The organism is Puia sp. (genome assembly GCF_036500295.1).
Lineage (GTDB): Bacteria > Bacteroidota > Bacteroidia > Chitinophagales > Chitinophagaceae > Puia.
This window is the reverse complement of the sequence record NZ_DASYCH010000005.1, coordinates 164,177-189,429: the sequence shown is the minus strand read 5'-3', so window position 1 is coordinate 189,429 and position 25,253 is coordinate 164,177. Positions and strand designations below refer to the sequence as shown.

Here is a 25,253-nt window from a genome sequence, read left to right as displayed (position 1 = left end):
CTTGGCGAACTCGCCGGACTCAGCCGTCCCACCCCCGTCTATGTCCGCTGCCACAACCTCCTCACGACCGGCGACGGCACCGCCGCCCTCAAATGGGGCTCCACCAACGCCTACACCGAAGACGCCCAAGGCAACCCCGTCTACAACTGGCATATCGTCGACAGCATCTTCGACACCTACGTACAGCGCGGCATGAAACCCCTCGCCGAGATCGGCTTCATGCCCGAAGCCCTCTCCACCCACCCCGAACCCTATCGCCATCACTGGAAACCCGGCGTCCGCTATGACAGCATCTACACCGGCTGGGCCTGGCCACCCACCAACTATGATAAATGGGCCACCCTCATCGAAACCTGGGTCCGCCACTGCGTTCAACGCTACGGCCAAAAAGAGGTCGACACCTGGCTCTGGGAAGTTTGGAACGAACCGGATATAAGCTATTGGAAAGGAACAAAAGCAGAATATTTCAAACTCTACGACTACACGGCCAGGGCCGTCAAAAAAGCGCTTCCCTCCGCCCATGTCGGCGGCCCCGCCACCACCGGCCCACACGGCAACAACGCCGGCCGCTGGCTCCGCGAATTCCTCGCCCACTGCGACAGCACAAAAACACCGCTCGACTTCATCAGCTTCCACGCAAAAGGCAGCCCGAAGATCGTCGACGGCCACGTACGCATGAATAGGGTCCCCCAACTGAACGACGTTACCGCCGGCTTCGCCATCGTAAAAGCCTCGCCCTACAGCAATCTCCCCATCTATATCACCGAATGCGATCCCGAAGGCTGCGCCGCCTGCGGCATGGCCACCAATCCCGAGAACGCCTATCGCAACGGGACCATGTACTCCAGCTACACCGCCGCCGCCTTCGCCCGCATCGCCACCATCGCCGACAGCATGCAGGTCAACCTCGCCGCCGCCATGAGCTGGGCCTTCGAATTCGAGGATCAGAAATATTTCGACGGCTTTCGCGATCTCGCGACAAACGGCATCGATAAACCCGTGTTGAACGTCTTCCGCATGTACGGCCTCATGCACGGCAACCGCATCCCCGTCGACAACGCCTTCGTCACCGCGGATAAACATGCTCTTTATATCATGGTCTGGAACTATACCGACGACGACCTCCCCGGCCCCGCGGAAACAAGAACGCTCACTATCGCCAACCTGCCCGCGAAAAAGATAAAGCTCACCGAGTATCGCATCGACGATAGCCACAGCAACTCCTACGAGCAATGGAAAAAAATGGGCTCACCCCAAAACCCGACGACAACGCAATACCGCGAGCTGGAAGCCGCCGGCAAGCTGCAACAACTACCGCAAACGCAAACAACCGCCACGATATCCGTCACCCTTCCCCGCCACGCCGTATCCCTGCTGAAACTCGAATTCTAACCCGCCGCTTCACCGCCGCTGACTCGAATCCCTGATTTGCAATTGCGTGTCCAGCACCAGCTTCTGAAATTCCGTGACCGGCCGCTTGGCCTCGATCAATTGGATCAACAGGTCGGTGGCCGCCTGCCCCATTTCCTTCGCCGGCTGCACTACCGACGTCAGCGAAGGATGAAAGATATCCGCGGAGATGGAATTGGTAAAACCCACCAGGGCGATCTGATCCGGCACCTCGATCTTCATCTTCCTCAACAGGCTAAGCGTGGTCGTGCTAAGCCGGTCGCTGGCGGTAAAGATCGCATCGGGCCGGTTGGGCATCTCCAGCAGTTCGGTCAGCGCCTGACGGGTCTCGTCGGGGAGCATCCCGCCATGGGGGCAGAATTTAATATACTGCTCATCGACGGCCAGCCCCGCATCGGCCAGCGCCTTCTTATATCCATCCAACCGCTCCAGCGTGATGGACAGACTGCCGCTGCTGGTGATATGGGCGACCCGCCGGAACCCCTGTTCCAGCAAATGCCGCGTAGCCTCGTAGGCCCCCTTGAAATTATCGGCAATGACCTTATGCGTGGCGATCTCATCGGTTATCCGGTCAAAGAGCACCATCGGCAACCCCTTATCGTGCAATTTGATAAGATGATCCACCCGCTTGGTCTCCGCCGAAAGCGAGATGATCAGCCCATCCACCGAGCGCGAAGAAAGATGCTCGCTGTTGGCAATCTCCCGCTCATAGGACTCCTGACTCTGGGTGATGATGACGTTATAGTCCTTCTGCCGGGCTACCGACTCGATCCCATTGATCACCGCCGAGAAGAAGTTATTGTCGATATTGCAAACGATCACCCCGATGGACTTGCTCCGCCCGCGTTTCAGACTCTGGGCAATCGGGTTAGGCTTGTAATTATGCTCGGCCGCATAAGCCAGCACATGCTTTTTCGTCTCCTCACTGATCTCATGGCTGCCCCGCAACGCTTTTGAAACAGTCGATACCGACAGACCTAATGCCCTGGCAATATCTTTTATGGTAATGGCCTCAAATTTCATGTGATAGGAATGACTCCGCGCAAACGTTTTCGTAAAAAAAGTTGAAGATCAACCCTTTCATCTAATAATTAGGGTGTACACTTGTCAAATATAGTCGATTAAATCATTATGTCTGATCTGTTTAATTTGAAGGGAAAGATCGCATTGGTCACCGGTGCGAACAAAGGGATCGGTCGATCCATGGCCCTGGGACTGGCCGAAGCCGGCGCCGACATCATCGGCGTCTCCGCCAGCCTCCCGCTCAGCGACAGCGCCATCGAAAAAGACGTCCTCGCCCTGGGCCGTAAGTTCTCCGCCTTCCAGGCCGATCTCACCGATCGCACTTCCCTTTATGACTTCATAAAAAGAGTGAAAGCCGCCCATCCCCGCGTCGATATCCTGGTCAACAACGCCGGCATGATCCTCCGCAAACCCGCGGCGGAACACCCCGACGAATTCTGGGACAAGGTGCTATCCATCAACCTCGACGCCGCCTTTATCCTCGCCCGCGAATTCGGGAAGGAGATGGTGGAGCGCCGGGGCGGGAAGATCATCTTCACCTGCAGCCTCCTGAGCTTCCAGGGCGGGATCACCGTCCCCGGCTATGCAGCCAGCAAAGGCGCCCTCGCCAGCCTCGTAAAAGCCCTGGCAAACGAATGGGCTTCTCACGGCGTCAACGTCAACGGCATCGCACCCGGTTATATCAGTACCGATAACACCGAAGCCCTCCGCAATGACCCCGTACGCAGCAAGACCATCCTCGATCGCATCCCGGCCGGCCGCTGGGGCGACCCCAACGACTTCCGCGGACCGACCGTCTTCCTGGCCTCATCCGCGGCAGATTATGTACACGGCACCATCCTCACCGTCGACGGCGGCTGGATGGGAAGATAAATCACAGAAATAACAGATATGCAAATACGATTCGAACATAGCCCAAAAGAGGTTCGCGGCATGACAACGGACGAGTTGCGCGATGCCTTCCTCACGGAACGCCTCATGCAGCCCGACGCGATCCGCCTGGTCTATACCCATTACGACCGCGTTATCCTCGGCGGCGCATGCCCCGTAAACCAAAAGCTCTCCCTCGAGACCCACCCCGAACTCCGCGCCGACTTCTTCCTCCAGCGCCGCGAACTCGGGATCATCAACGTCGGCGGAAAGGGTAGGGTACACGCCGATGACACCGCCTACGATCTGAATAAGCTCGACTGCCTCTACGCCGGCAAAGGAGTGAAGAAGATCGTCTTCGAAAGCGAACACGCCGACGAACCCGCACTCTTCTTCCTGCTCTCCGCCCCGGCCCACGCCGCCCATCCCGTGCAGTACCTGCCAAAAGAAAAAGCCCTCCCCGTAACCACCGGATCGGCGGACACTTCCAACGCCAGGACCATCTATAAATATATCCACGCCGAAGGCATCCGCAGCTGTCAGCTCGTCATGGGCCTCACCATCCTCAAGACAGGCAGCGTCTGGAATACGATGCCCGCACATACCCATACCCGTAGGATGGAAGCCTATTTTTATTTCGATGTCCCGGAAGGCCAGCGCGTGTTCCATCTTATGGGCCAGCCACAGGAGACCCGCCATCTCGTAGTCGCCGACTGCCAGGGCATCGTCTCACCACCCTGGTCCATCCACTCGGGCTGCGGCACCAGCAACTACTCCTTCATCTGGGGCATGGCAGGTGAGAACTATACCTATACGGATATGGATCTCGTGAACATCCCCGATATCCGATAATTGACTATATTCAATCCCTAATAGAATCCACATGTCTAACGCTCCCACAGGCCGGTATCGATGGACCGTTTGCGCACTCCTGTTCTTCGCTACCACGATCAATTATATGGACCGCCAGGTGATCGGCCTGCTGGAACCGACTTTAAAACATGACTTTGGATGGAACGACACCACCTTTGGTGCCATCAATGGGATCTTTCAATTCTTCTACGCCGCCGGCCTGCTGTTCTTCGGCGCCATCATCGATAGGGTAGGGACCAAGGTAGGCTATGCCATCTCCATCATCGGCTGGAGCCTCTCCGCCATGGGCCATGCCCTGGCAAAAGCAACAACGGGCTTTACCATCGCCCGCTCGGCCCTCGGGCTTAGTGAAGCCGGTAACTTCCCCTCCGCGATCAAAGCCGTAGCCGAATGGTTCCCGAAAAAAGAACGCGCCCTCGCCACCGGGATCTTTAATTCCGGTGCCAACATCGGTGCCGTGGTGGCGCCCATCATGGTGCCACTCATCCTGGCCGCTTATGGCTGGCAGATGGCCTTCATCGCCACCGGCGCCCTGGGCCTGATCTGGCTCTTCTTCTGGTGGTTCATGTACGAGATCCCCTCCCGGAAAAGAAAACTAAGCAAAGCGGAATACGACCACATCCATAGCGACGATACCGAATCCGATCCCGCTGTGGGGGGTGCCCGCGTACCCTGGCGCCGCCTCCTCGGGGTCCGCCAGACCTGGGCCTTCGTATTCGGGAAATTCCTCACCGACCCCGTATGGTGGTTCTATCTCTTCTGGCTGAATGGCTATTTCCACGATGTCTTCCACCAGGATACAAAAAAGATCACCTGGCCCCTCGTCGTCATCTATTCCTGCACGACAGTAGGCAGCATCGGCGGCGGCTACCTCTCCGGCTATCTCATCCGCAAAGGCTGGCCCGTCTATAAAGCCCGGAAAACGGTAATGTTCATCTTCGCCGTTTGCGTGGTTCCCGTCGTCTTCGCCGGCTATCTGTCGAATATGTGGATGATCACGGCCCTCATCAGCCTCGCGGCGGCAGCCCATCAGGCCTGGAGCGCCAATATCTTCACCACGGCCTCCGATATGTTTCCCAAAAGAGCCGTCAGTTCCATCACCGGCATCGGCGGAATGGCCGGCTCCATCGGCGGCATCATCTTTCAGCCCTCCGTTGGGATGCTGCTCGACTATTTCACAAAACACGGTAATAAAACCCTGGGATATACGATCATCTTCCTCATCTGTGGATCGGCATATTTGCTCGCTTGGGTCGTCATGCACCTGTTCGCGCCAAAACAAACGCGTGTACAGCTGGACTAAGCCTTCTTACTGGAAGATCGTACGGTTAACTCGGTGTTCAACACCTTCGTTTCGAATTTGGTGACCGGGTGCTTGCTCTCGATGATATCGATCAGCAGTTCCATCGCCACCTGCCCCATTTCAAAGGCCGGCTGCCGGACACTCGTCAACGCCGGGTGAAAGATATCGGTCAGCAGCGAATTGGTAAACCCGACGATCGCCATCTCCTCCGGCACCCGCACCTTCCGCCTGGCCAATGCAGCCAGACATCCCGTGGAAAGCTTGTCGCTGGCCGCAACGATGGCATCCGGCCGTTTTTTCAACCCCAGCAGACTGTCGACAGCCTCTTCCGTCTCGCCACCGATAAGCCCGCCGTACTTGCAATACTTGACAAGCGACTCCTCATAGGGAAGATGATGATCGGCCAGCGCCGCCTTATAGCCCGCCAGCCGCTCCTTGGTGATGGACAGATGCTGGGATATCGTGAGGTGGGCAATGCGCTTGAACCCGTTTTGGATAAGATGCTCCGTAGCCTGGTAAGCACCGTTGAAATTATTGGCGATCACCTTATGCGTCGTCATCTCCTCGGTGATCCGGTCGAAGAACACGATCGGCAGCCCCTTATCATGCAGTTTGTTCAGGTGCGACAGGTCCGTCGTCTCCGTGGACAGGGAGATCAGCAAGCCGTCCACGCTCCGGGAAGCGAGATACTGCGTGTTGGCGACTTCTCTTTCAAAGGACTCATGACTCTGGCTGATGATCACATAGTACCCCTTTTTATAGGCCACGGACTCGATCCCGTTGATCACCTGGGAGAAAAAGTTGTTGGCAATCTCGCAAACGACGATCCCGATGGACCGGCTGCGCTTCTCCTTTAGGCTGAGGGCTATCGGGTTAGGCCGGTAGTTGAGCTTTTCGGCGTATTCGAGCACCAGCTTCCGTGTCTCCGCGCTGATCTCGTAGCTGCCTCGCAATGCCCGGGACACGGTGGACGTGGACAGTCCCAGGGCCTTGGCAATATCTTTAATGGTAATAGCTTCGTACTTCATGTCCTGAATTAAAATTAGTCTTATTTTCGGTGAATCAATAAATTGTCTGCCAATGCTTTCTTACCCGGTGCGCATAGCCCTGATAGCCGCCCTCGGCGGGTTTCTCTTCGGCTTCGAGACCGTCGTCATCTCCGGTGCGGAACAGACCCTCGAACAGCTTTGGCATCTCGACAAGATCACTCAGGGCATCACGGTCGCATCCAGTATCTTCGGCACCATCCTGGGCGCCATTCTCGCCGGCACCCCCGCGAGATTGTACGGTCGTAAAAAGGCCTTGCAGGTCATTTCCATCTTCTTCATCGTCGCTGCCCTGGGCTGCGCCTTCGTCACCGCCTGGGCCGGGTTCATCAGCTTTCGCGTCCTCGGCGGTCTGGCCGTTGGGGCCTCCTCCGTCATCGCCCCCATGTATATCTCCGAGATCTCACCCGCCCGCCTCCGTGGCCGCCTCGCCGGCTCCTTCCAGGTCAATATCGTCGCGGGCATCATGGTCGCCTATCTCACCAACTATCTCTTCACCCACCTTCAACTCACCGACGCCTGGCGCTGGATGCTCGGTGTCATGGTTGTGCCCGCCGTCCTCTTCGCCATCCTCCTCTTCGCCATCCCCGAAAGCCCCCGCTGGCTAATCCTCAATAATAAAGAATCGGCAGCCCTTCCCATCCTGACAAGACTCGGCGAGACCAACCTGGCCGCTGCAGTCAGCACCATCCGCGATTCGGTTAAAGAACACCGCGAGTCCCTCTTCCAGGGCCGCTACAGCAAACCCATCCTATATGCAATGCTCCTCGCCATGTTCAACCAGCTGTCCGGCATCAACGCAATCCTCTACTACGCCCCCCGCATCTTCCAGATGGCCGGGTTTGACAAAAGTCAATCTTTCAGCCAGCCGATCTATATCGGCGTCGCCAACCTCTTCTTCACCCTGCTGGCCATGTCCGTGATCGATAAATTCGGCCGCAAAACCCTCCTGATCATCGGTTCGCTCGGGATGATCCTGTTCCTCAGCCTTACGGCCGGAGCCTTCCCCACGGAAGCCCTGACCGGCCATCCCACGGCCAACAGTAACCTCCTGCTTTATCTCATCGGCTTCATCGCCTTCTTCGCCTTCTCGCAAGGCGCCGTCATCTGGGTCTTCATCTCGGAGATCTTTCCCAATTCCGTACGCTCCCAGGGCGGCTCCCTCGGCAGCGGTACCCACTGGGTCATGGCGGCCATCATCACCACCGTATTCCCCGTCATAGTAGAAGGTAACAGTAAAGGCGGCAGAGCGTCTTTCGTCTTCTTCGCCGTCATGATGGTCCTCCAACTGATCTTCATCTGGCGCTTCATGCCCGAAACAAAAGGCCGCACCCTCGAAGAAATTCAAAAAGATCTCGGCATCTCTTAATAAAAAAAACGACTCAAAAACTACAAAATATGCGTATCATGCTCTTATCCACGCTGCTCCTCTCCATCATCGCCGCACCCGTTTTCGCCCAGTCAAAAGATGAACAGGCCGTCGCCTCCGCCGTCGAATCCCTGCGCAAAGCGCTCATCGAACCCGACAAGACGACCCTCGACGCCCTCGTCCTCGACGAACTGACCTATGGCCACTCCAACGGCAACCTCCAGGACAAAACCGCCTTCGAAACAGCCCTCCTCAATAAATCCTCCGACTTCGTCACCATCGATCTCACCAACCAAACCATCAAGGTCGTCGGCAACACCGCCTGGGTTCGCCACACCCTCTCCGCCACCACCAACGACGGCGGCAAACCCGGCAGCACAAAGCTCTCCATCCTCCTCGTCTGGCTCAAACAAAAAGGCCAATGGCGCCTCCTCGCCCGCCAGGCAGTAAAGGTCCAATCCTGACCCGCCGCGCCGACCCCCGGTGACCCATAAGCCGCGCCCCTTCAACCCGGGCGCCCGGCCCCCGTCCCCACCCATCGGACCGGTGGCGCCCTCTGTCTTGGCGCCCGTCCGATTTCCATGACAGTACATGACGGTTCTCCCGCTATTCCCCCCTACATTTGGCAATCTGGATCTTCGCGATTTATAGCCATATTGAAAAACAGCGGTATACATGCAAATACTCTTCGGCATTTTCTTCCATTTCATCGGCGGGTCCGCATCGGGCAGTTTTTATATCCCCTATAAAAAGGTAAAAGGCTGGTCCTGGGAGTCCTATTGGATCATCGGCGGCCTCTTCTCCTGGCTCATCGTCCCACCGCTGGCAGCGTGGCTCACCATCCCCAACTTCGGCGCGATCATCAGCCAAACGTCTACGGCAACCATCGCATGGACTTTTTTCTGGGGACTACTCTGGGGCATCGGCGGTCTCATGTACGGCCTCGGTATGCGCTATCTCGGCATGTCCCTCGGTAACTCGGTCCTCCTCGGATTTACCTCGGCCTTTGGCGCCCTCGTCCCCGCCATCTACTACAACTTCGTGCCCACACCCGGCAAAACCACCGTTCACCAACTCCTGTCGACTAACTGGGGTCGCATAGTCCTGGCCGGTGTCGCCCTCTGCCTCCTCGGCATCTACATCTGCGGCCGCGCCGGCGTATTGAAGGAGCGCGAACTGCCCGAAGAAAAAAAGAAAGAAAGCATAAAAGAGTTCAACCTGACAAAGGGACTCGTCGTCTGCATCATCTCCGGCATCCTCAGCGCCTGTTTCAACTATGGCATCGAAGCCGGCTCACCCATGGCCCAGGCGGCAAACAATATCTGGAAAGCCGCCCACCCCGACGCCACCACGAACTTCCTCTACCAGAACAACGTCACCTACGTCGTCCTGCTCTGGGGCGGTCTGACCACCAATTTCATCTGGTGCATGATCCTCAACGCACGCAACAAAACCTTCGGCGACTACGTCAATAAGAAGTCTCCGCTATTGAATAACTATTTCTTCTCGGCGCTGGCCGGCACCATCTGGTTCCTCCAATTCTTCTTCTATGGGATGGGAGAGAGCCGCCTCGGCAACGGCGCGAGCAGCTGGATCCTCCATATGGCCTTTATCATCCTCGTAGCCAATATGTGGGGTTTCGCATTGAAGGAATGGAAAGGAGTAAGTACAAAAACAAGAACAACCATCCTGTTGGGCATCCTGGCCATCCTCTTATCCGTATGGCTGGTGGGCTACGGGAACTCACTAAAATAAAAGAATATGTCTGTTACTACAACAAAATTCAAACACGTAAGCTATCTGTGGGATGAAAAGAAAGCCGCTGAGCTCGCCGGGGATGAAGTAGCTTTACTCATATACCGTTCGAATCTCCTGGGCGCCGATCTCCGCCTCACCAACTACGGCGGCGGCAACACCTCCTGCAAGGCCATCGCAAAAAATCCGCTGACAGGAAAGGAGACCGAAGTCATGTGGGTAAAAGGTTCCGGCGGCGACCTCGGCACACTCAAACGCAGCGGCCTCGCAGCGCTCTACGTCGATCGCCTGCTCAGCCTCAAGAACGTCTATCGCGGGATCAAACACGAAGACGAGATGGTCGAATTGTTTAATCACTGCATCTACGACCTCAACTCGAAAGCGCCCTCCATCGATACACCCCTCCATGGCTTCCTGCCCTTCGCGCATGTCGACCACCTGCATCCCGACGCCGCCATCGCGATCGCCGCGGCAAAAGACGGCGAAAAGATCACAAAAGAACTCTTCGGCGGAAAGATCGGCTGGGTGCCCTGGCAGCGTCCCGGCTTCGACCTCGGCCTCAAACTCCGGCAATGCCTCGACGAAAATCCCGGCATCCGCGGCATCATGCTCGGCTCCCACGGTCTCTTCACCTGGGGTGACACCGCTTACGAAAGCTACATCAACACCCTCGAGGTCATCGAACGCTGCGCGCAATACCTCGAAGACCATATCGGGAAAAAAGCACCCGTCTTCGGCGGCGCCCGAATCCAGTCCCTGCCGAAGGAAGAACGCAAGGCAAAAGCAGCAGCCCTCGCCCCCGTTCTGCGCGGCTTCTGCTCCTCGAAGACAAAGATGATCGGCCATTTCACCGACGACGACCGCGTCCTGGAGTTCATCAATTCCAACGACCTGGCCCGCCTCGCACCCATGGGTACCAGCTGCCCCGATCACTTCCTCCGCACAAAGATCAGCCCCCTCGTCCTCGAAGGAACCCGGCCCGAAGACCTCGCCCCCCAGTTCGAGAGCTACAGGAAGATGTATGCAGACTATTACAACACCTGCAAACATCCCAACAGCCCCGCCATGCGCGACCCCAACCCGGTCGTCATCCTCTATCCCGGCGTCGGCATGTTCACCTTCTCCAAAGACAAACAGACGGCCCGCGTAGCGGCAGAGTTCTACATCAACGCCATCAACGTGATGAAAGGCGCCGAAGCAGTCTCCTCCTATACCTCCCTGCCTCGTCAGGAAGCCTTCAACATCGAATACTGGCTCCTGGAAGAAGCAAAGCTCCAGCGCATGCCGAAGCCAAAAGCCCTCTCCGGCCGCATCGCCCTGGTGACAGGCAGCGCCGGCGGCATCGGTAAAGCCATCGCCAAAAAATTTGCCGACGAAGGCGCCTGCGTCATCATCAATGACAATGACCAGCAACGCCTCGAATCGGCCAGGAAAGAATTTCAGCAGCAATACGGCCGCGATACCTTCATCGGCGAGATCCTCGACGTTACAAACGCCGAAGGCATCCGGAAGGTCTATGAGGCCGCGGCCCTCGCCTTCGGTGGCGTCGACATCATCGTCAACTGTGCCGGTCTGTCCATCTCCAAACCCATTCTCGACCACACCGAAAAAGATTGGGATATCCTCTATGACGTACTGGTAAAAGGCCAGTTCCTCGTCACTCAGGCCGGGGTGGAAACCATGCGCAAACAGGGGATCGGCGGCGATGTGCTCAACATCGTCAGCAAGAACGGCCTCGTCTCCGGCCCGAACAATGCAGCCTACGGCTCCGCAAAAGCCGCGCAGCTGCACCTCAGCCGGCTGAACGCCGCCGAACTTGGACCTGACAAGATCCGTGTCAACGTAGTCAACCCCGATGCCGTCATCTCCGATAGCAAGATCTGGGAAGGCGCATGGGCGGAAGGCCGGGCAAAAGCCTATGGGGTCACGGTAGCGGAACTACCGGCCTACTATGCCAAACGCACCCTGCTCAACGAGATCATCCTGCCGGAGGACATCGCCAACGCCTGCTTCGTCTTCGTAGGTGGCCTGATGAATAAATCCACCGGTAACATGCTGAACGTGGACGGCGGTGTGGCCATGGCCTTCGTCCGCTAAACCGTTAAAAGGTACCACCATGCAACGCGTTGCTTTTACCATGAAGCTCCACAGGGGCTTCGAAGAAGAATATCACCGCCGGCACGAAGCCCTCTGGCCCGAGCTGCAAACCCTGCTGCACGACACCGGCATCCGCGAATATTCGATATTTTTGGAGGAGCGATCCCTGACGCTGTTCGCCGTTCTGCAGATTGCCGACCCCAAACAGCTCGACAGCCTCCCCGCCCACCCGGTGATGCAGCGCTGGTGGAGCTATATGCAGGATATCATGGAGTCCAACCCCGATCATTCACCGGTGACAATACCGTTAAAAGAAGTATTCTACCTATCATGAGACTCGAAAAATACAAGCTCGAAGAACACAACCACTCCCTGCTGAAAGAGCATCGCCGCCGCCTCGACTTCGTCATGGCCGGCCTCCCCGACGCGGAGTCGGTGATAAATAAACTCATGGCCTTCCAGGTCGCTATCCCCAGCTGGGCCCTCGGCACCGGTGGCACCCGCTTCGGCCGTTTTCCCGGCGGCGGCGAACCCCGCAGCCTCGAAGAAAAGATCGAAGATGTCGGCCTCCTGCATGCCCTCAATCAAAGCAGCGGCGCCATCTCCCTTCATATCCCCTGGGATATCCCCCGCAATGCCGCGGCGATCAAAGCGCTGGCGGCACAGCACGGTCTTCGCTTCGACGCGATGAACTCCAATACCTTCCAGGACCAGCCCGGCCAGAAGCATAGCTATAAATTCGGTTCGCTTCAAAACGTCCGCAAAGAGGTCCGCCGCCAGGCCATCGATCACAACATCGAAGTGATCCACTACGGCAAAGAGCTCGGCTCCGATTCGCTCACTGTATGGCTCTCCGACGGCTCCTGTTTCCCCGGACAGCTGAATTTCCGCCAGGCCTTTCAGAATACGCTCGAAGGGCTGCAGGAGATCTACTCGGCCCTGCCCGGCGATTGGAAGATGTTTGTCGAATACAAAGCCTTCGAACCTAACTTCTACTCCACGACAGTAGGCGACTGGGGGCAATCCCTGCTTTACGCCTCCAAACTCGGCCCGAAAGCCTATACCCTGGTCGACCTGGGCCACCATCTGCCAAATGCCAACATCGAGCAGATCGTCTCCCTCCTCCTGATGGAAGGAAAGCTCGGCGGCTTCCACTTCAACGATTCCAAATATGGCGATGATGACCTTACGGTCGGCAGCATAAAGCCCTATCAGCTCTTCCTCATTTTTAACGAGCTGGTGGATGGCATGGACGCCCGCGGGATGGACCATACCCGCGACCTCGGCTGGATGATCGACGCCTCCCACAACGTGAAAGATCCGCTGGAAGACCTCCTGCAATCCGTCGAAGCCATCCTCCTGACCTATGCCCAGGCACTGTTGGTGCCTCGCCAACAGCTCGTCGCCGCCCAACAATCCAACGATACCGTCGCCACCCAGGAGATCCTGCAAAACAGTTTCCGCACCGACGTCCGTGCACTGGTGGCCGAAGCCCGGCTCCGCGCCGGCGCCGCCCTCGACCCGCTGACGCTGTACCGCAAGGAAAAAATACGCGAACACCTTACAAAAGAACGGGGCGCCGGCGCCGTAGCCACAGGATTATGATCGCGATCTTCGACATCGGTAAAACGAATAAAAAACTCTTCCTCTTCGACGAGCAATACAACATCGTCTGGCAACGGTCCTGCACCTGTGAGCAAACCGTCGATGAGGATGGTGAGTCCTGTGAAGACCTGCAGCAACTCACCGCCTTCGTCTGGGAATCCCTCGCCGCCATCCCCGCGGAGCTAAAGCCAAAGGCCATCAATTTCTCGGCCTACGGCGCCAGTTTCGTTTATGTCGGCACAGAGGGCAAGCCCGTAGCGCCGCTGTATAATTATCTCAAACCCTTTCCTGACGGGCTGAAACAAAAATTCTATGCCGCCCATGGTGGCGAGGTGACTTTCTCGATGCTTACCGCCTCACCCATACTCGGCAGTCTCAATTCAGGAATGCAGCTCTACCGGATAAAGGAAGAACAACCCAAACTCTTCGAAAAGATCCGATACGCCCTCCATCTCCCGCAATACCTCAGCTACCTGCTCACCCGAACCCCCTGTTCCGATATCACCAGCATCGGCTGTCATACCAACCTGTGGAATTTCTCCCAGCAACATTATCACGAATGGGTCTACCGGGAAGGGATCATCGACAAGCTGGCCCCCATTCTCGCCTCGACCAGCGTCCTGGCAACAGCGGACTACCCCAATTCGGGCAAACCCGCAACTACCGGCACCCAAATTCCGCTCGGCGGTGCCCGCATTCCGCTCTGCGGCATCGGCCTCCACGACAGCTCGGCCGCCATGATCCCCTATTTCGAGAGCTTCCGCGAACCTTTTCTTCTGATCTCCACCGGAACCTGGTGCATCTCGATGAACCCCTTCAACAACTCCCCCCTCACCGTCGCCGAACTCCAAAAAGACTGTCTCTCCTACATGAGCTACCAGGGGAAACCCGTCAAAGCCTCCCGCCTCTTCGCCGGCTACGAACACGAGCAACAGGTACAGCGCCTCGCCGCCGAGTTCAACATAAACCCCTCCGCCGCCGCAACCGTCGCCTACGACCCCATCACCGTTCACCAGCTAAGGGCAAACCCCCAGCGTGAACCCGCAACCTTCGAGCAGGCGTATCACCAGCTGATGCTCGACATCATGGAAAAACAGGTTGCCTCTACGGAATTAGTGCTGCACGATACCGATGTCAGGCGTATCTTCGTGGACGGAGGCTTTGGGAAGAACCAGGTATACATGCACCTGCTGGCAGAAGCCTTCCCCGATATCGAGGTCTTCGCAGCGTCCATCCCACAGGCGACGGCCATCGGTGCGGCCCTGGCGATCCACGAACACTGGAATAGCCGCTCCCGGCCGGGTGATATTATAGAATTAAAATATTACAAATAAGGATCATGCGCGTTGGCCTTTTTATTCCCTGTTATGTCGACCAGTTTTATCCACAGGTAGGCATAGCGACTCTTGAGCTGCTGGAAAAATGCGGCTGCGAAGTTATCTATCCTCCCGATCAGACCTGCTGCGGCCAGCCCATGGCCAACTCCGGGTTCGAACACCTCACCGGCGGATGTACCGATCTCTTCGTCAAAAACTTCAGCGAATTCGACTACATCGTTTCTCCATCCGGGTCCTGCGTCCTGCACATCAAGGAACACTCCCATGAGCATGCCGGCCTCCATGACAAGATCTTCGAACTCGTCGAATTCCTGACAGACGTCCTCAACATCGATCATCTCGACGCCAGCTTCCCCTATAAGGTCGGCCTTCATCAAAGCTGTCACGGCCAGCGGGGCCTCCATCTCGCACAGATGAGCGAACTGATGGCGCCTCCCTTCTCAAAACCCATGCAACTGCTGAACATGGTCCGCGACATCAGTATCATCGATCTCGATCGCAAGGATGAATGCTGCGGCTTCGGCGGCACCTTCTGCGTCGTGGAAGAAGCCGTATCGGTGAAGATGGGAAAGGATAGGGTGGTGGATCACTGCAAACACGGCGCCGAGGTCATCACCGGTTCGGATATGAGTTGTCTGATGCATCTGGAAGGGATCCTCAGGCGGCAGAAAAGCCCCGTACAGGTAAAACACATCGCAGAAATATTAAACAGCAAGACCGGGCTATGAGCAGCTCCAACCATAAGGATCACCCCGCGCTGGCCGCGGACTTCAACAAGGACGAACCCCGCGTGGACTGGCATGACGAGACCCTCTGGTGGGTTCGTGCAAAAAGGGACAGGGCCGCCGCGCAGGTGCCCGACTGGGAGATCCTGCGGGATACCGCCTCGCGGATCAAGGACAACGTACTGTCCAACCTTAGCGGATACCTTCGACAGTTCGAGGAGGAAGCCACGCGCAACGGCATCGTCGTCCATTGGGCGGCCGATGCAAAGGAACACAACGATATCGTCCTGTCTATCCTGCGCAACCATAAGGTCGATAAGATGGTGAAGAGCAAATCGATGCTCACCGAGGAATGTCATCTCAACCAGCATCTCCACGACAACGGCATCGAAGTCGTCGACACCGACCTCGGCGAACGCGTCGTCCAGCTGGCCGAAGAGCCGCCAAGTCATATCGTCCTGCCCTGCATCCATTGGAAAAAGGAGGAGATAGGGGAGTTGTTTCATAAACATCTGGGTACGCCAAAAGGCAACGCCGATCCGCAGCTGCTGACCTATGCCGCCCGCCTCCATCTGCGGGAGAAATTCCTTACCCGCCGGGTGGCCCTCACCGGCGTCAATTTCGCCGTTGCGGAGACGGGTGAATTCGTTGTATGTACAAACGAAGGCAATGCCGATATGGGCGCCCATCTCGCGGATGTCCATATCGCCAGCATGGGCATCGAAAAGCTCATCCCGCAGCGCCGCCATCTCGGAGTCTTCCTTCGGCTGCTCACCCGCAGCGCTACCGGCCAGCCGATCACGACGTATTCGAGCCATTTCAAAAGGCCGCGACCGGGCCAGGAGATGCACATCGTGCTCGTCGACAACGGCCGTAGCGTCCACCTCGGACGCAAGGACTTTCGCAACAGTCTGAAATGTATCCGCTGCGCGGCCTGCTTCAACACCTGTCCGGTCTACCGCCGTAGCGGCGGCCATAGCTATCATACGGCCGTCGCCGGTCCCATCGGGTCCATCCTCTCGCCGAATCTGGATATGAAAAAATACGCCGACCTTCCGTTTGCCAGTACGCTCTGCGGGTCGTGCTCCAATGTGTGCCCCGTAAAGATCGATATCCACGAGCAACTTTATAAATGGCGCCAGGTGATCGTTCAGGCTGGCAACGCCCCCGCCGCGAAAACCGCCGCGATGAAGACGATGACCTGGGTCCTGTCGAATCCCGGCGTCTACCACAGCGCCGGCAAGGCAGGCCGCTGGTTCATGCTAAACGTCCCGTTCACGGTAAAGAATAAGCTAAACGCCTGGTATCTCCAGCGCGAGTTGCCCGAGCCTCCAAAAGAATCCTTTGGTCAGTGGTATAAGAAAAACAAAAGATCATGAACAGCCGCGATAAGATCCTTGCCGCCGTCAAGGCCAACCAACCCGAACCCCGCGACCTGCCGCCCCACCACAACGGCTCAGTCGCCCCTGCCGAAGACCTGACTCCCAAATTCATAACCATCCTCGAAGCCATCGGCGGCGCCGCCTTCCTCGTATCCGGCTACGATCGCATCGCAACGATCCTCCGCGAACAATTCCCCGGTGCAAAACGCATCGTCACCAGCTGTCCTCAACTTTCCGCCTTTGCCGCTGCCTCATCGGCCGCCGCCGCACTCGCCGCCATAACCGCCGGCAACCCCCATTCCTTCGAAACCGTCGACCTCGCCATCCTCCCCGCCCATTTCGGCGTGGCCGAGAACGGCGCCTGCTGGATCACCGAATCCCAGATGATCGAACGCGCCCTCCCCTTCATCACCCAAAACCTCGCCCTCATCATCCCCCGCAGTTCCATCGTCCCCACCATGCACCAGGCCTACGACCGCATCGCCGAACTCGAAACTGAAGCGCTGGCCAACCCGTCGGACCGGCGGCGCCCCTCTGACTTGGGCGCCCATCCGACTTCCCCCCAAGCCCCCCAAGCTCCGTATGGCTTCGCCACCTTCATCGCCGGCCCCTCCAAAACCGCCGACATCGAACAGTCCCTCGTCCTCGGCGCCCACGGCCCCCGCAGCCTCACCGTCTTCCTCCTCGACGAAAACCTCTCCGACGCCGGGTTCTTTTAAAAGTAACCTATGCTCAACCAGCTTCCTCGCCGCCTGCGCCTCCGGCGCCCAGATCATCACCACCGACTATTATTACAAAAGCAAATTCTTCGCCTCCGACTACATCGTCAACTTTGACGGCGGAACCTACATGCGAAAAAACCAGTAGCGCAGCTACTGGTCCCCGGCAAATTATATTTGCCGGACATGATGCAAAAAGGGGCCCGATCACTTTTGACGATTAATCGGGCCCTTTTTCTTATATTGCCGCTTCGCATGAAGCACCCCAACATTTTCGACTGGATCAGGGTGGATGAATATGCCGCCACCCCAAAATACCTGCAACTCACCAACTCCATCCTCAAAGCGATAGAGAACGGGAACATCAGGAAAAACGATCTGATGCCCTCCATCAACGAACTCAGCTATGAGCTCGAGATCTCCCGCGACACCGCGGAAAAAGGGTATAAATATCTGAAAAAGATGGGCGTCCTCGGCTCCGTACCCGGCAAGGGCTACTTCATCCAGAACACCGACTTTCACCAGACCCTGCGCATCTTCCTTCTCTTCAACAAACTCAGCGCCCACAAAAAGATCCTCTACGACGCACTCATCGCCTCCCTCGGTGAATACACCGTCGTCGATTTCTATATCTATAACAACGATTTCGGCCTCTTCAAAAAATTGCTCGCCGACAGAAAAGAGGATTACTCTCACTATGTCATCATCCCGCACTTCCTCGAAGGCGGCGAACGGGCCTCCGACATCATCAACAGCCTCCCAAAAGACAAACTGCTGTTGCTGGACAAAAAAATACCCGGCATCACCGGGGAATATGCGGCCGTATACCAAAACTTCGAACAGGATATCTACTCCGCCCTCGAACGCGCCCGCGAACAGCTAAGCAAATACCACACGATAAAGATCATCTTCCCCGGCTACACCTATCATCCCATGGAGATCCTCCAGGGCTGCAGCCGCTTCTGTCAGGAATATGCCTTTACCTATAAAGTCGTCCACAGCATCGCCGACGAACCCATCGGCGAGGGCGAGGTCTATATCAATCTGATGGAAGAAGATCTCGTCGTTCTGATCGAAAGGATCATCTCCCTGAAACTCGATGTCGGCCGTCAGGTGGGCGTCATCTCCTACAACGAGACCCCGCTGAAAAAGATCATCCTCAACGGTATCACCACCATCTCCACCGACTTCCGCGAAATGGGCGTCATGGCTGCCCGGCAGATCCTTGGAAACACCCACAACCAGGAAGAAGTACCCTTCTATCTCACCCTCCGTAATTCCCTCTAGCCGCCGATCCCGGCGAACAACTCACTCCGTCGGATATTTAACCCCCATCTGCCCCCGGATATCATCCATGATCTCCGCCATCATCAGGCTGAAGCTATGCGGCATCATCGGACTCTCCACCAACCCCCGCCGGAGGCACTCCATCACCTCACGGGCCTGGTACTCGAACCCATTCACCATCGGCTCCAGGCTTACCACCTGCAGGGTATCCACGCTATGCCCCCATTCATACCGGACATTCTTATACCAGGGCGTCGGAATGCGGATCATCCCTTCCGTCCCCGCGATCTCCGCCGTCAGCGAGGTCTGGCATGCCAGCGTGCTGCTGATCACAGCCGATCGGCCCTCCCCATATTGCAGGATGGCATGACTGGTGACATCACTGCCCGTCGGTGAAAGGTCGCCCGCCCCCAAGACCCGCGAAGGCCTGCCCATCAACTGCGTACACAGATACAAGGGATAGATGCCGATATCCAGTAGCGACCCGCCACCCAGCCGCATGTTGTATAGCCGCCCCTCGGGATTAAACGGCGCGAGAAACCCAAAGTCCGCTCGGATGTACTTGATAACCCCGATCTTCCCGGAATCCACTAACTCCATCACCGACTTCATCAAAGGGATAAACCTCGTCCACATCGCCTCCATCAAAAACGCCCCCGACTCCCGCGAAGCCGCGATCATCGCCGTCACCTGCCGCGCCGATAACGCCATCGGCTTCTCACAAAGCACCGCCTTCCCATGCTTCAGACACAGGATCGCATGCTCCGCATGAAACCCATGCGGCGTCGCAACATAAACAGCCTGAACACCTGGATCCGCCGCCAGTTCTTCATACGACCCATACGAAACCGCTGCCCCATGCTCGGAAGCAAAAGCCGCCGATCGGGCCGCATCCCTCGACGCCACCGCCCGCAGACTCGCACCCTCCACCATCCCCAACGCAGTGGCAAATTTTTTCGCAATCTTTCCGGGACCGATGATCCCCCATGAAGTCGTAGTACTCATAAATGCAAAGTAATCTATCTTCGCCAAAATTTCATCAATGGCAAAACCGGAAGCCTTTATTTTCGATCTCAACGGTACCATGGTCGATGACATGCAATACCACAACATCGCCTGGCATTCGATCCTCAACGAAGACCTCAAAGCAAACCTCACCCGCGAAGAGGTCGCAAAGCAGATGTATGGCAAAAATGAAGAACTCCTCGACCGGGTCTTCGGCAAAGGCCACTTCACCCCGGAACAGATCGCCCGGATCAGCGAAAAAAAGGAACGCAGCTACCAGGCAGCCTTTAAACCCCACCTCCAACTCATAAAAGGCCTCCCGGCCTTCCTCGAAAAAGCCCAAACCCACAACATAAAAATGGCCATCGGCTCCGCCGCAATTCCCTTTAATATCGACTTCGTCCTCGATAATCTCGGTCTTCGCCATTATTTCACGGCCATCGTCAGCGCAGACGAAGTGGCCATCAGCAAACCCGACCCCGAGACCTTCCTGCTGGGGGCCAAATTGCTAAACGCCAACCCCAAAAACTGCATCGTATTCGAAGACGCCCCAAAAGGGGTCGAAGCAGCCCTGCGCGCAGAGATGCCCTGCATCGTCCTCACCACCATGCACGAAAAGGAAGAATTCCACCGTTATCCAAACGTCCTGCGCTATATTGCAGACTATACCGACCCATCTATTGAAGAATTATTTAAATAAGCTGATCGGCCCATTATTCGTAGCCCTGCTGCTCACCACCGCAGGCACGGCACAGACCCGCTATACCCTAAACGGTACCATCCGGGACAAAGGCTCCGGGGAAGTCCTCATCGGCGCCACGATCAGCATTCTCGAGATCACCCGCTCCGGCATCCTCAGCAACGCCTATGGATTCTACTCCATCAGCGCTCCTCCCGGCCACTACAACCTTCTCATCTCCTTCGCCGGCTACCAGACCGACACCATCGACCTCCAACTGGACAAAGACCGGACCCTCCCCATCGAACTCGCCACCTCCTCCAACCAACTCACCGCCGTCGTCGTCAGCGCCAATAAAAAGAATGATAACGTCACCCGTCCCCTGATGGGCATCCAGAAACTCACGACCAATGAGATAAAGAACGTCCCCGTACTCTTCGGCGAAAAAGACGTCCTGAAAACGATCCAGCTCCTGCCCGGCATCCAGTTTGCCGGCGACGGGAACAGCGGCTTCTTTGTCCGGGGTGGGGGAGCAGATCAAAATTTGATCCTCCTCGACGAAGCCACCGTCTACAACCCTTCCCACCTCCTCGGCTTCTTCTCGACATTCAATTCCGACGCCATAAAGGACATCACCGTATACAAGGGCGGAATGCCCGCGGAATACGGCGGCCGCCTCTCTTCGGTCATTGACATAAAGATGAACGATGGGAACAACAAGGACTATCACTATGGCGGCGGCATCGGCCTCATCTCCACCCGGCTCAACGCGGAAGGACCCATCGTAAAAGATCGCGGCTCCTTCTCCATCAGCGGCCGCCGCACCTATGCAGACCTGTTCCTCAAGCTGTCCTCCGACTCATCCGTCAACAGCAACAGCCTCTACTTCTACGATTTCAACGTAAAAGCCAACTACAAATTTGACGAGAAGAACCGCGTCTATCTTTCAGGATATTTCGGCCGCGACAATCTCAGCTTCGGCAATACCTTCGGCATCGACTACGGCAACGCCACCGGCACGGCCCGCTGGAATCATGTCTTCAGCAGCCGGCTCTTCTCCAACACCTCGTTCATCTACAGCAAATACAGCTATAAGATCCGGATCAACTCCAACAACAACAATATCGCGCTTACCTCCGACATCAAAGACCTCGATCTGAAGGAAGACCTCCAGTATTATGTCAACGCCGACAACAAGATAAACTTCGGATTCAGCGCCATCCATCATACCATCACCCCGGGTATCCTGTCGGCCTCACAGTCCAGCAGCTTCAACTCCTTCACCCTCCAGAACAAATACAGCTTCGAAAACGCCGTCTACGTCTCCCACGAATACTCGCCCTCGGCCAATCTTCATCTCAACTACGGACTCCGCGCCTCCTCCTTCATGGCGCTCGGCCCCGGTAATTTTTATACCTACGACGCCGCCGGCAATGCAACAGACACCGCTCACTATTCTTCCGGCAAGGTCGTTAAGTCCTACGCCAACCTCGAACCCCGGGCGTCGTTAAGCATCCAGCTCAGCGAAGCCTCCTCGGTAAAGTTCTCTTACAACCGAAATACCCAGGTCCTCCACCTCCTGTCCAATTCCACCTCGGCCAATCCGACCGATCTCTGGATACCCAGCAGCAACAACGTAAAACCCGGTATCGCCGACCAGGAGTCCATCGGGTTCTTTAAGAACACAAGTAACAACCGCTATGAGTTCTCCGTCGAAGCCTACTATAAATCGATGCAGAACCAGATAGACTATAAGAATGGTGCCCAGCTCATCGCCAACGAGAACGTCGAATCCCAGCTGCTCTTCGGCAAAGGCCGGGCATATGGCCTCGAACTCTTTGCCAAGAAGAAGGTCGGCCGCCTCACCGGCTGGGTCAGCTACACCCTGTCCCGCACCGAACTCAAGATCGACGGCGTCAACCTGGACAAATGGTATCCCGCAAAGCAGGACCGGACCCACGATATCGCCATCGTCGGCATCTACCAGGCCAGCCCCAAATGGACCTTCTCCGCCACCTGGGTCTACTACACCGGGAATGCAGTGACCTTCCCCAGCGGGAAATACCAGGTCGCCGGACAAACGGCGTTCTACTATACCGAACGCAATGGCTACCGGATGCCTGCCTACCACCGGATGGACGTTGCCGCCACCCTCCTGGGCAGGAAAAGAAAACGATTCGAAAGCAGTTGGACCTTCTCGATCTATAACCTCTACGGCCGGGAAAACGCCTACAGCATCGTCTTTCAGAACGACCCCGACGATCCGTCAAAGACCCAGGCCCTTCAATATGCCCTTTTCCGGTTCGTACCCTCCGTCACCTACAATTTTAAATTCTGATCGATGGGAAAAATGAAAATGCGCCTCATCCTCCTCGTCGCAGCCGCCGTAACCATGGCAGCCTGCAAAAAAGTGATCAACGTCGATCTCAATAATGCTGCGCCGCAGATCGTCATCGAAGGCGAGATCACCAATGGAAAAGCGCCCTATTTCGTGCGGGTAAGCAAGTCAGTGAGTTTCTCGTCCAGTAATGTCTATCCGCCGGTTACCAATGCCGAGGTATATATCAAGGATAGCGCCAATGGGATCATCGACCATCTCGCCCAGGTGGACTCGGGCGTCTACCGGACCCAGCAGCTGGTCGGCGTAATGCAACATACCTTCGTCCTCAGCGTCACCATCGATGGAAAACAATACAGGGCCGTTTCCAAAATGCCAAAACCCGTCCCCCTCGACTCGGTGACCTTCGCGCTGAATTTTGACTTTAATAACAATCAGGAGATAAACGCCGTCGTGAATTTCGAGGACCCGATCGGCCTCGGCAACTATTATCAGTTTATTGAGACGCTCAACGGCCGCCTCATACCCAATGTTTTCGTATTCGAAGACCGGCTTTCAGACGGAAGATACATCGAACAACCCCTGTTCAACGACAGTTCCTATCTCAAAAAGAACGATACCCTCGAAATAACGATGAACTGCGTTGACAAGAATATCTACAACTACTTCTTTACCCTGGCCAATGTCACCGGCAACAACAATTTCCAAACCGCGACACCCGCCAACCCGGTTACCAATATCAGCAACGGCGCACTCGGCTACTTCAGCGCACACACCACCCAACGGGCAAAGCTCGTGGTATATTAAAAAAAAGGCCGGCGAAGCCGGCCCCAAAAAAATTATGGCTGATAACTCTTGATCTTGTTGTACAAAGTCTTTCGGTCGATCTTCAGGATCTCCGCGGCCCTCGATTTATTATAATTCACCTGCTTCAGGACATTCATGATCGTATCGTATTCGGCCTGCGCGGCCGCATTCTTCAGATCGGTCTCCTTATGCGCGATCGGATGATGCGGCGGTGCGGCGGTGGGTGCTTCCAGGGTCGGCGCGGTGAAGGGGGCGCCGAATCCATTGTTGTCCACGATCTCGCTGGGTAACACCCGGGCATTGACCCGGCCGCTCGAGGTCAGTAACGCAGCCCGGCGGATCACATTCCTAAACTCCCGCAGATTACCCGGCCAGGGATAGTTGAGGAATATCTGCATGACCTCGGGTTCAAACCCTTCCACTTCCTTATTCAGTTCCCGGTTAGCCCTCGCCAGGAAAAAATCCGCAAACAGCGGAATATCCTCCTTCCGGCTCCGGAATGTCGGTAATACGATGGAAAACTCATTGAACCGGTGGAAGAGATCCTCCCGGAACCGCCCTTTCCGGTAAGCATCCTGCAGGTTCTCATTAGACGCCACGATGATCCGCACATCCGTTTCCATTTCCTTCACACCACCCACTCTCTTGAATTTCCGCTCCTGGATCACCCGCAACAGGGCCGCCTGGATCTCAACACTCAGATTGGCCACCTCATCCAGGAACAGCGTGCCGCCGTTGGCCAGTTCGAAATGTCCATCCTTATCATTAAGCGCACCCGTGAAGGCGCCCTTGACATGCCCAAACAATTCACTGCCCGCCAGCTCCTTCGAAAGCGTACCGCAATCCATCGCGATAAACGGCTTGTCCTTCCTCGCACTGTTGTTATGGATCGTCCGCGCGATCACTTCTTTCCCCGTCCCGCTCTCCCCATAAAGAATGATACTGTAGTTGGTCGGCGCAACCAATTCGATCTGCCGGTAAAGCTCCTTCGTCGCCGGCGACTGCCCCACCAGGTATTCTTCCTCACCCGTGGCGACCTTATTCGGCTTCCGGTTCGGCGCCTGGGCGCCGGCTACCGCCGGTTTCACATCGGTCGCATCCGCCGGCTGCTGCAAGGCCCGGCCGATCACGCTGAGCACCTCTTCGGGGATCAGCGGCTTCGTGATATAATCAAAGGCGCCGGCCTTGATCACATCCACAGCCGTCTTGATGTCTGAATACCCGGTAATAATAATGACTATCGCATATGGATCAAACTGCTTTATCTCTTTTAAGACCTCCCGCCCTTCCTTGTCACCCAATCGGAAATCACAGAGCACAACGTCGAATTTGGATTCTTTAAATTTTGCGATCCCCTTGTTGCCACTGTGACTGGCCTCCGTCTCATACCCCTTTTTCTGCAGGAAGCGACCAAGCAGGTTGCACATATCCATATCGTCGTCAATGATCAGAATTCTCTTCATACTCGTAGTTTGATTGTCAAAGATAACCGATTAACTATACCCTCTATATTCTAAAACCCTTGCCAATTTCCATCACCTTGGTAAACAGGGTTCTCAACGGTTTACGGGGAATGAATTCCCCAATCTGGGGAAATCCGCTACCCGAAATTTACAAAATTTT

General features: G+C 56.3%; 22 protein-coding genes and 1 pseudogene. 19 read left to right on the top strand and 4 right to left on the bottom strand.

Annotated features, from left to right (window positions below; translation table 11 throughout):
• Positions 1–1,392: GH39 family glycosyl hydrolase (locus VGM48_RS03350; protein WP_331576299.1), on the top strand; the 1,392-nt coding region annotated here is incomplete at its 5' end.
• Between the two features lie 9 nt (positions 1,393–1,401).
• Here VGM48_RS03350 and VGM48_RS03345 read toward each other — a convergent pair.
• Positions 1,402–2,433, bottom strand: coding sequence for a LacI family DNA-binding transcriptional regulator (locus VGM48_RS03345; RefSeq protein ID WP_331576298.1), 1,032 nt, complete (start codon positions 2,431–2,433; stop codon positions 1,402–1,404).
• 108 nt (positions 2,434–2,541) lie between these two features.
• Between VGM48_RS03345 and VGM48_RS03340 the strand changes: the two genes are divergently transcribed.
• Genes VGM48_RS03340 through VGM48_RS03330 form a run of 3 tightly spaced genes read left to right on the top strand, consistent with a single transcriptional unit; the run spans position 2,542 to position 5,479 of the window.
• Positions 2,542–3,306: an SDR family NAD(P)-dependent oxidoreductase gene (locus VGM48_RS03340; protein ID WP_331576297.1), complete on the top strand. Its 765-nt coding sequence runs from the start codon at positions 2,542–2,544 to the stop codon at positions 3,304–3,306.
• Positions 3,307–3,324: 18 nt separating this feature from the next.
• Positions 3,325–4,155, top strand: coding sequence for a 5-dehydro-4-deoxy-D-glucuronate isomerase (kduI, locus tag VGM48_RS03335; protein WP_331576296.1), 831 nt, complete (start codon positions 3,325–3,327; stop codon positions 4,153–4,155).
• A gap of 31 nt (positions 4,156–4,186) precedes the next feature.
• Positions 4,187–5,479 (top strand): MFS transporter, encoded by a 1,293-nt coding sequence (locus tag VGM48_RS03330; protein ID WP_331576295.1) that lies wholly within the window; start codon positions 4,187–4,189, stop codon positions 5,477–5,479.
• On the opposite strand, the gene VGM48_RS03325 is transcribed toward VGM48_RS03330, so the two are convergent.
• A complete protein-coding gene (locus VGM48_RS03325; protein WP_331576294.1) occupies positions 5,476–6,507 on the bottom strand; it encodes a LacI family DNA-binding transcriptional regulator in 1,032 nt (343 codons plus the stop codon). The genes VGM48_RS03330 and VGM48_RS03325 overlap by 4 nt on opposite strands.
• 52 nt (positions 6,508–6,559) lie before the next feature.
• Here VGM48_RS03325 and VGM48_RS03320 point away from each other — a divergent pair, with 52 nt between their 5' ends.
• From VGM48_RS03320 to VGM48_RS03265, 12 genes and pseudogenes are all read left to right on the top strand, one after another.
• Positions 6,560–7,894: a sugar porter family MFS transporter gene (locus tag VGM48_RS03320; protein ID WP_331576293.1), complete on the top strand. Its 1,335-nt coding sequence runs from the start codon at positions 6,560–6,562 to the stop codon at positions 7,892–7,894.
• A 29-nt stretch (positions 7,895–7,923) separates the two neighbouring features.
• The gene (locus tag VGM48_RS03315; RefSeq protein WP_331576292.1) at positions 7,924–8,358 is read left to right on the top strand and encodes a nuclear transport factor 2 family protein; all 435 of its coding nucleotides are present in this window, start codon (positions 7,924–7,926) and stop codon (positions 8,356–8,358) included.
• A 211-nt stretch (positions 8,359–8,569) separates the two neighbouring features.
• A complete protein-coding gene (rhaT, locus tag VGM48_RS03310; RefSeq protein ID WP_331576291.1) occupies positions 8,570–9,649 on the top strand; it encodes an L-rhamnose/proton symporter RhaT in 1,080 nt (359 codons plus the stop codon).
• Between the two features lie 6 nt (positions 9,650–9,655).
• Positions 9,656–11,746, top strand: coding sequence for a bifunctional aldolase/short-chain dehydrogenase (locus VGM48_RS03305; RefSeq protein ID WP_331576290.1), 2,091 nt, complete (start codon positions 9,656–9,658; stop codon positions 11,744–11,746).
• A 19-nt stretch (positions 11,747–11,765) separates the two neighbouring features.
• Entirely contained in the window at positions 11,766–12,080 is a 315-nt protein-coding gene (gene rhaM / locus VGM48_RS03300) for an L-rhamnose mutarotase (RefSeq protein WP_331576289.1), read from the top strand.
• The gene (locus VGM48_RS03295; RefSeq protein WP_331576288.1) at positions 12,077–13,351 is read left to right on the top strand and encodes a sugar isomerase; all 1,275 of its coding nucleotides are present in this window, start codon (positions 12,077–12,079) and stop codon (positions 13,349–13,351) included. The genes rhaM and VGM48_RS03295 overlap by 4 nt, the downstream gene beginning before the upstream one ends.
• Entirely contained in the window at positions 13,348–14,685 is a 1,338-nt protein-coding gene (locus VGM48_RS03290) for an FGGY-family carbohydrate kinase (RefSeq protein ID WP_331576287.1), read from the top strand. The genes VGM48_RS03295 and VGM48_RS03290 overlap by 4 nt, the downstream gene beginning before the upstream one ends.
• 5 nt (positions 14,686–14,690) lie before the next feature.
• A complete protein-coding gene (locus VGM48_RS03285; protein ID WP_331576286.1) occupies positions 14,691–15,416 on the top strand; it encodes a (Fe-S)-binding protein in 726 nt (241 codons plus the stop codon).
• Positions 15,413–16,792 (top strand): lactate utilization protein B, encoded by a 1,380-nt coding sequence (locus VGM48_RS03280; RefSeq protein ID WP_331576285.1) that lies wholly within the window; start codon positions 15,413–15,415, stop codon positions 16,790–16,792. Before VGM48_RS03285 ends, VGM48_RS03280 begins: the two co-directional genes overlap by 4 nt.
• Positions 16,789–17,514, top strand: coding sequence for a LutC/YkgG family protein (locus VGM48_RS03275; RefSeq protein WP_331576284.1), 726 nt, complete (start codon positions 16,789–16,791; stop codon positions 17,512–17,514). The genes VGM48_RS03280 and VGM48_RS03275 overlap by 4 nt, the downstream gene beginning before the upstream one ends.
• Positions 17,515–17,545: 31 nt before the next feature.
• A pseudogene (locus tag VGM48_RS03270) lies at positions 17,546–17,662 on the top strand (Ca2+-dependent phosphoinositide-specific phospholipase C); the annotation flags it as partial.
• A gap of 107 nt (positions 17,663–17,769) precedes the next feature.
• Positions 17,770–18,801, top strand: a complete 1,032-nt coding sequence (locus tag VGM48_RS03265; RefSeq protein WP_331576283.1) for a GntR family transcriptional regulator — start codon at positions 17,770–17,772, stop codon at positions 18,799–18,801.
• 21 nt (positions 18,802–18,822) lie between these two features.
• Here VGM48_RS03265 and VGM48_RS03260 read toward each other — a convergent pair whose 3' ends face one another.
• Entirely contained in the window at positions 18,823–19,806 is a 984-nt protein-coding gene (locus VGM48_RS03260; protein ID WP_331576282.1) for a Gfo/Idh/MocA family oxidoreductase, read from the bottom strand.
• A 37-nt stretch (positions 19,807–19,843) separates the two neighbouring features.
• Between VGM48_RS03260 and VGM48_RS03255 the strand changes: the two genes are divergently transcribed.
• Genes VGM48_RS03255 through VGM48_RS03245 form a run of 3 tightly spaced genes read left to right on the top strand, consistent with a single transcriptional unit; the run spans position 19,844 to position 23,630 of the window.
• On the top strand, positions 19,844–20,506 hold the full coding sequence (locus VGM48_RS03255; RefSeq protein ID WP_331576281.1) for an HAD family phosphatase: 663 nt from the start codon (positions 19,844–19,846) through the stop codon (positions 20,504–20,506).
• Positions 20,487–22,823, top strand: a complete 2,337-nt coding sequence (locus tag VGM48_RS03250) for a TonB-dependent receptor (RefSeq protein WP_331576280.1) — start codon at positions 20,487–20,489, stop codon at positions 22,821–22,823. The genes VGM48_RS03255 and VGM48_RS03250 overlap by 20 nt, the downstream gene beginning before the upstream one ends.
• Before the next feature lie 3 nt (positions 22,824–22,826).
• Positions 22,827–23,630 carry a DUF4249 family protein gene (locus VGM48_RS03245; RefSeq protein ID WP_331576279.1) on the top strand — a complete coding sequence of 268 codons (804 nt, stop codon included), beginning with the start codon at positions 22,827–22,829 and terminating at the stop codon, positions 23,628–23,630.
• A 32-nt stretch (positions 23,631–23,662) separates the two neighbouring features.
• Here the strand turns inward: VGM48_RS03245 and VGM48_RS03240 are convergent, their stop codons facing one another.
• A complete protein-coding gene (locus tag VGM48_RS03240) occupies positions 23,663–25,093 on the bottom strand; it encodes a sigma-54 dependent transcriptional regulator (protein ID WP_331576278.1) in 1,431 nt (476 codons plus the stop codon).
• Positions 25,094–25,253: the final 160 nt, after the last annotated feature.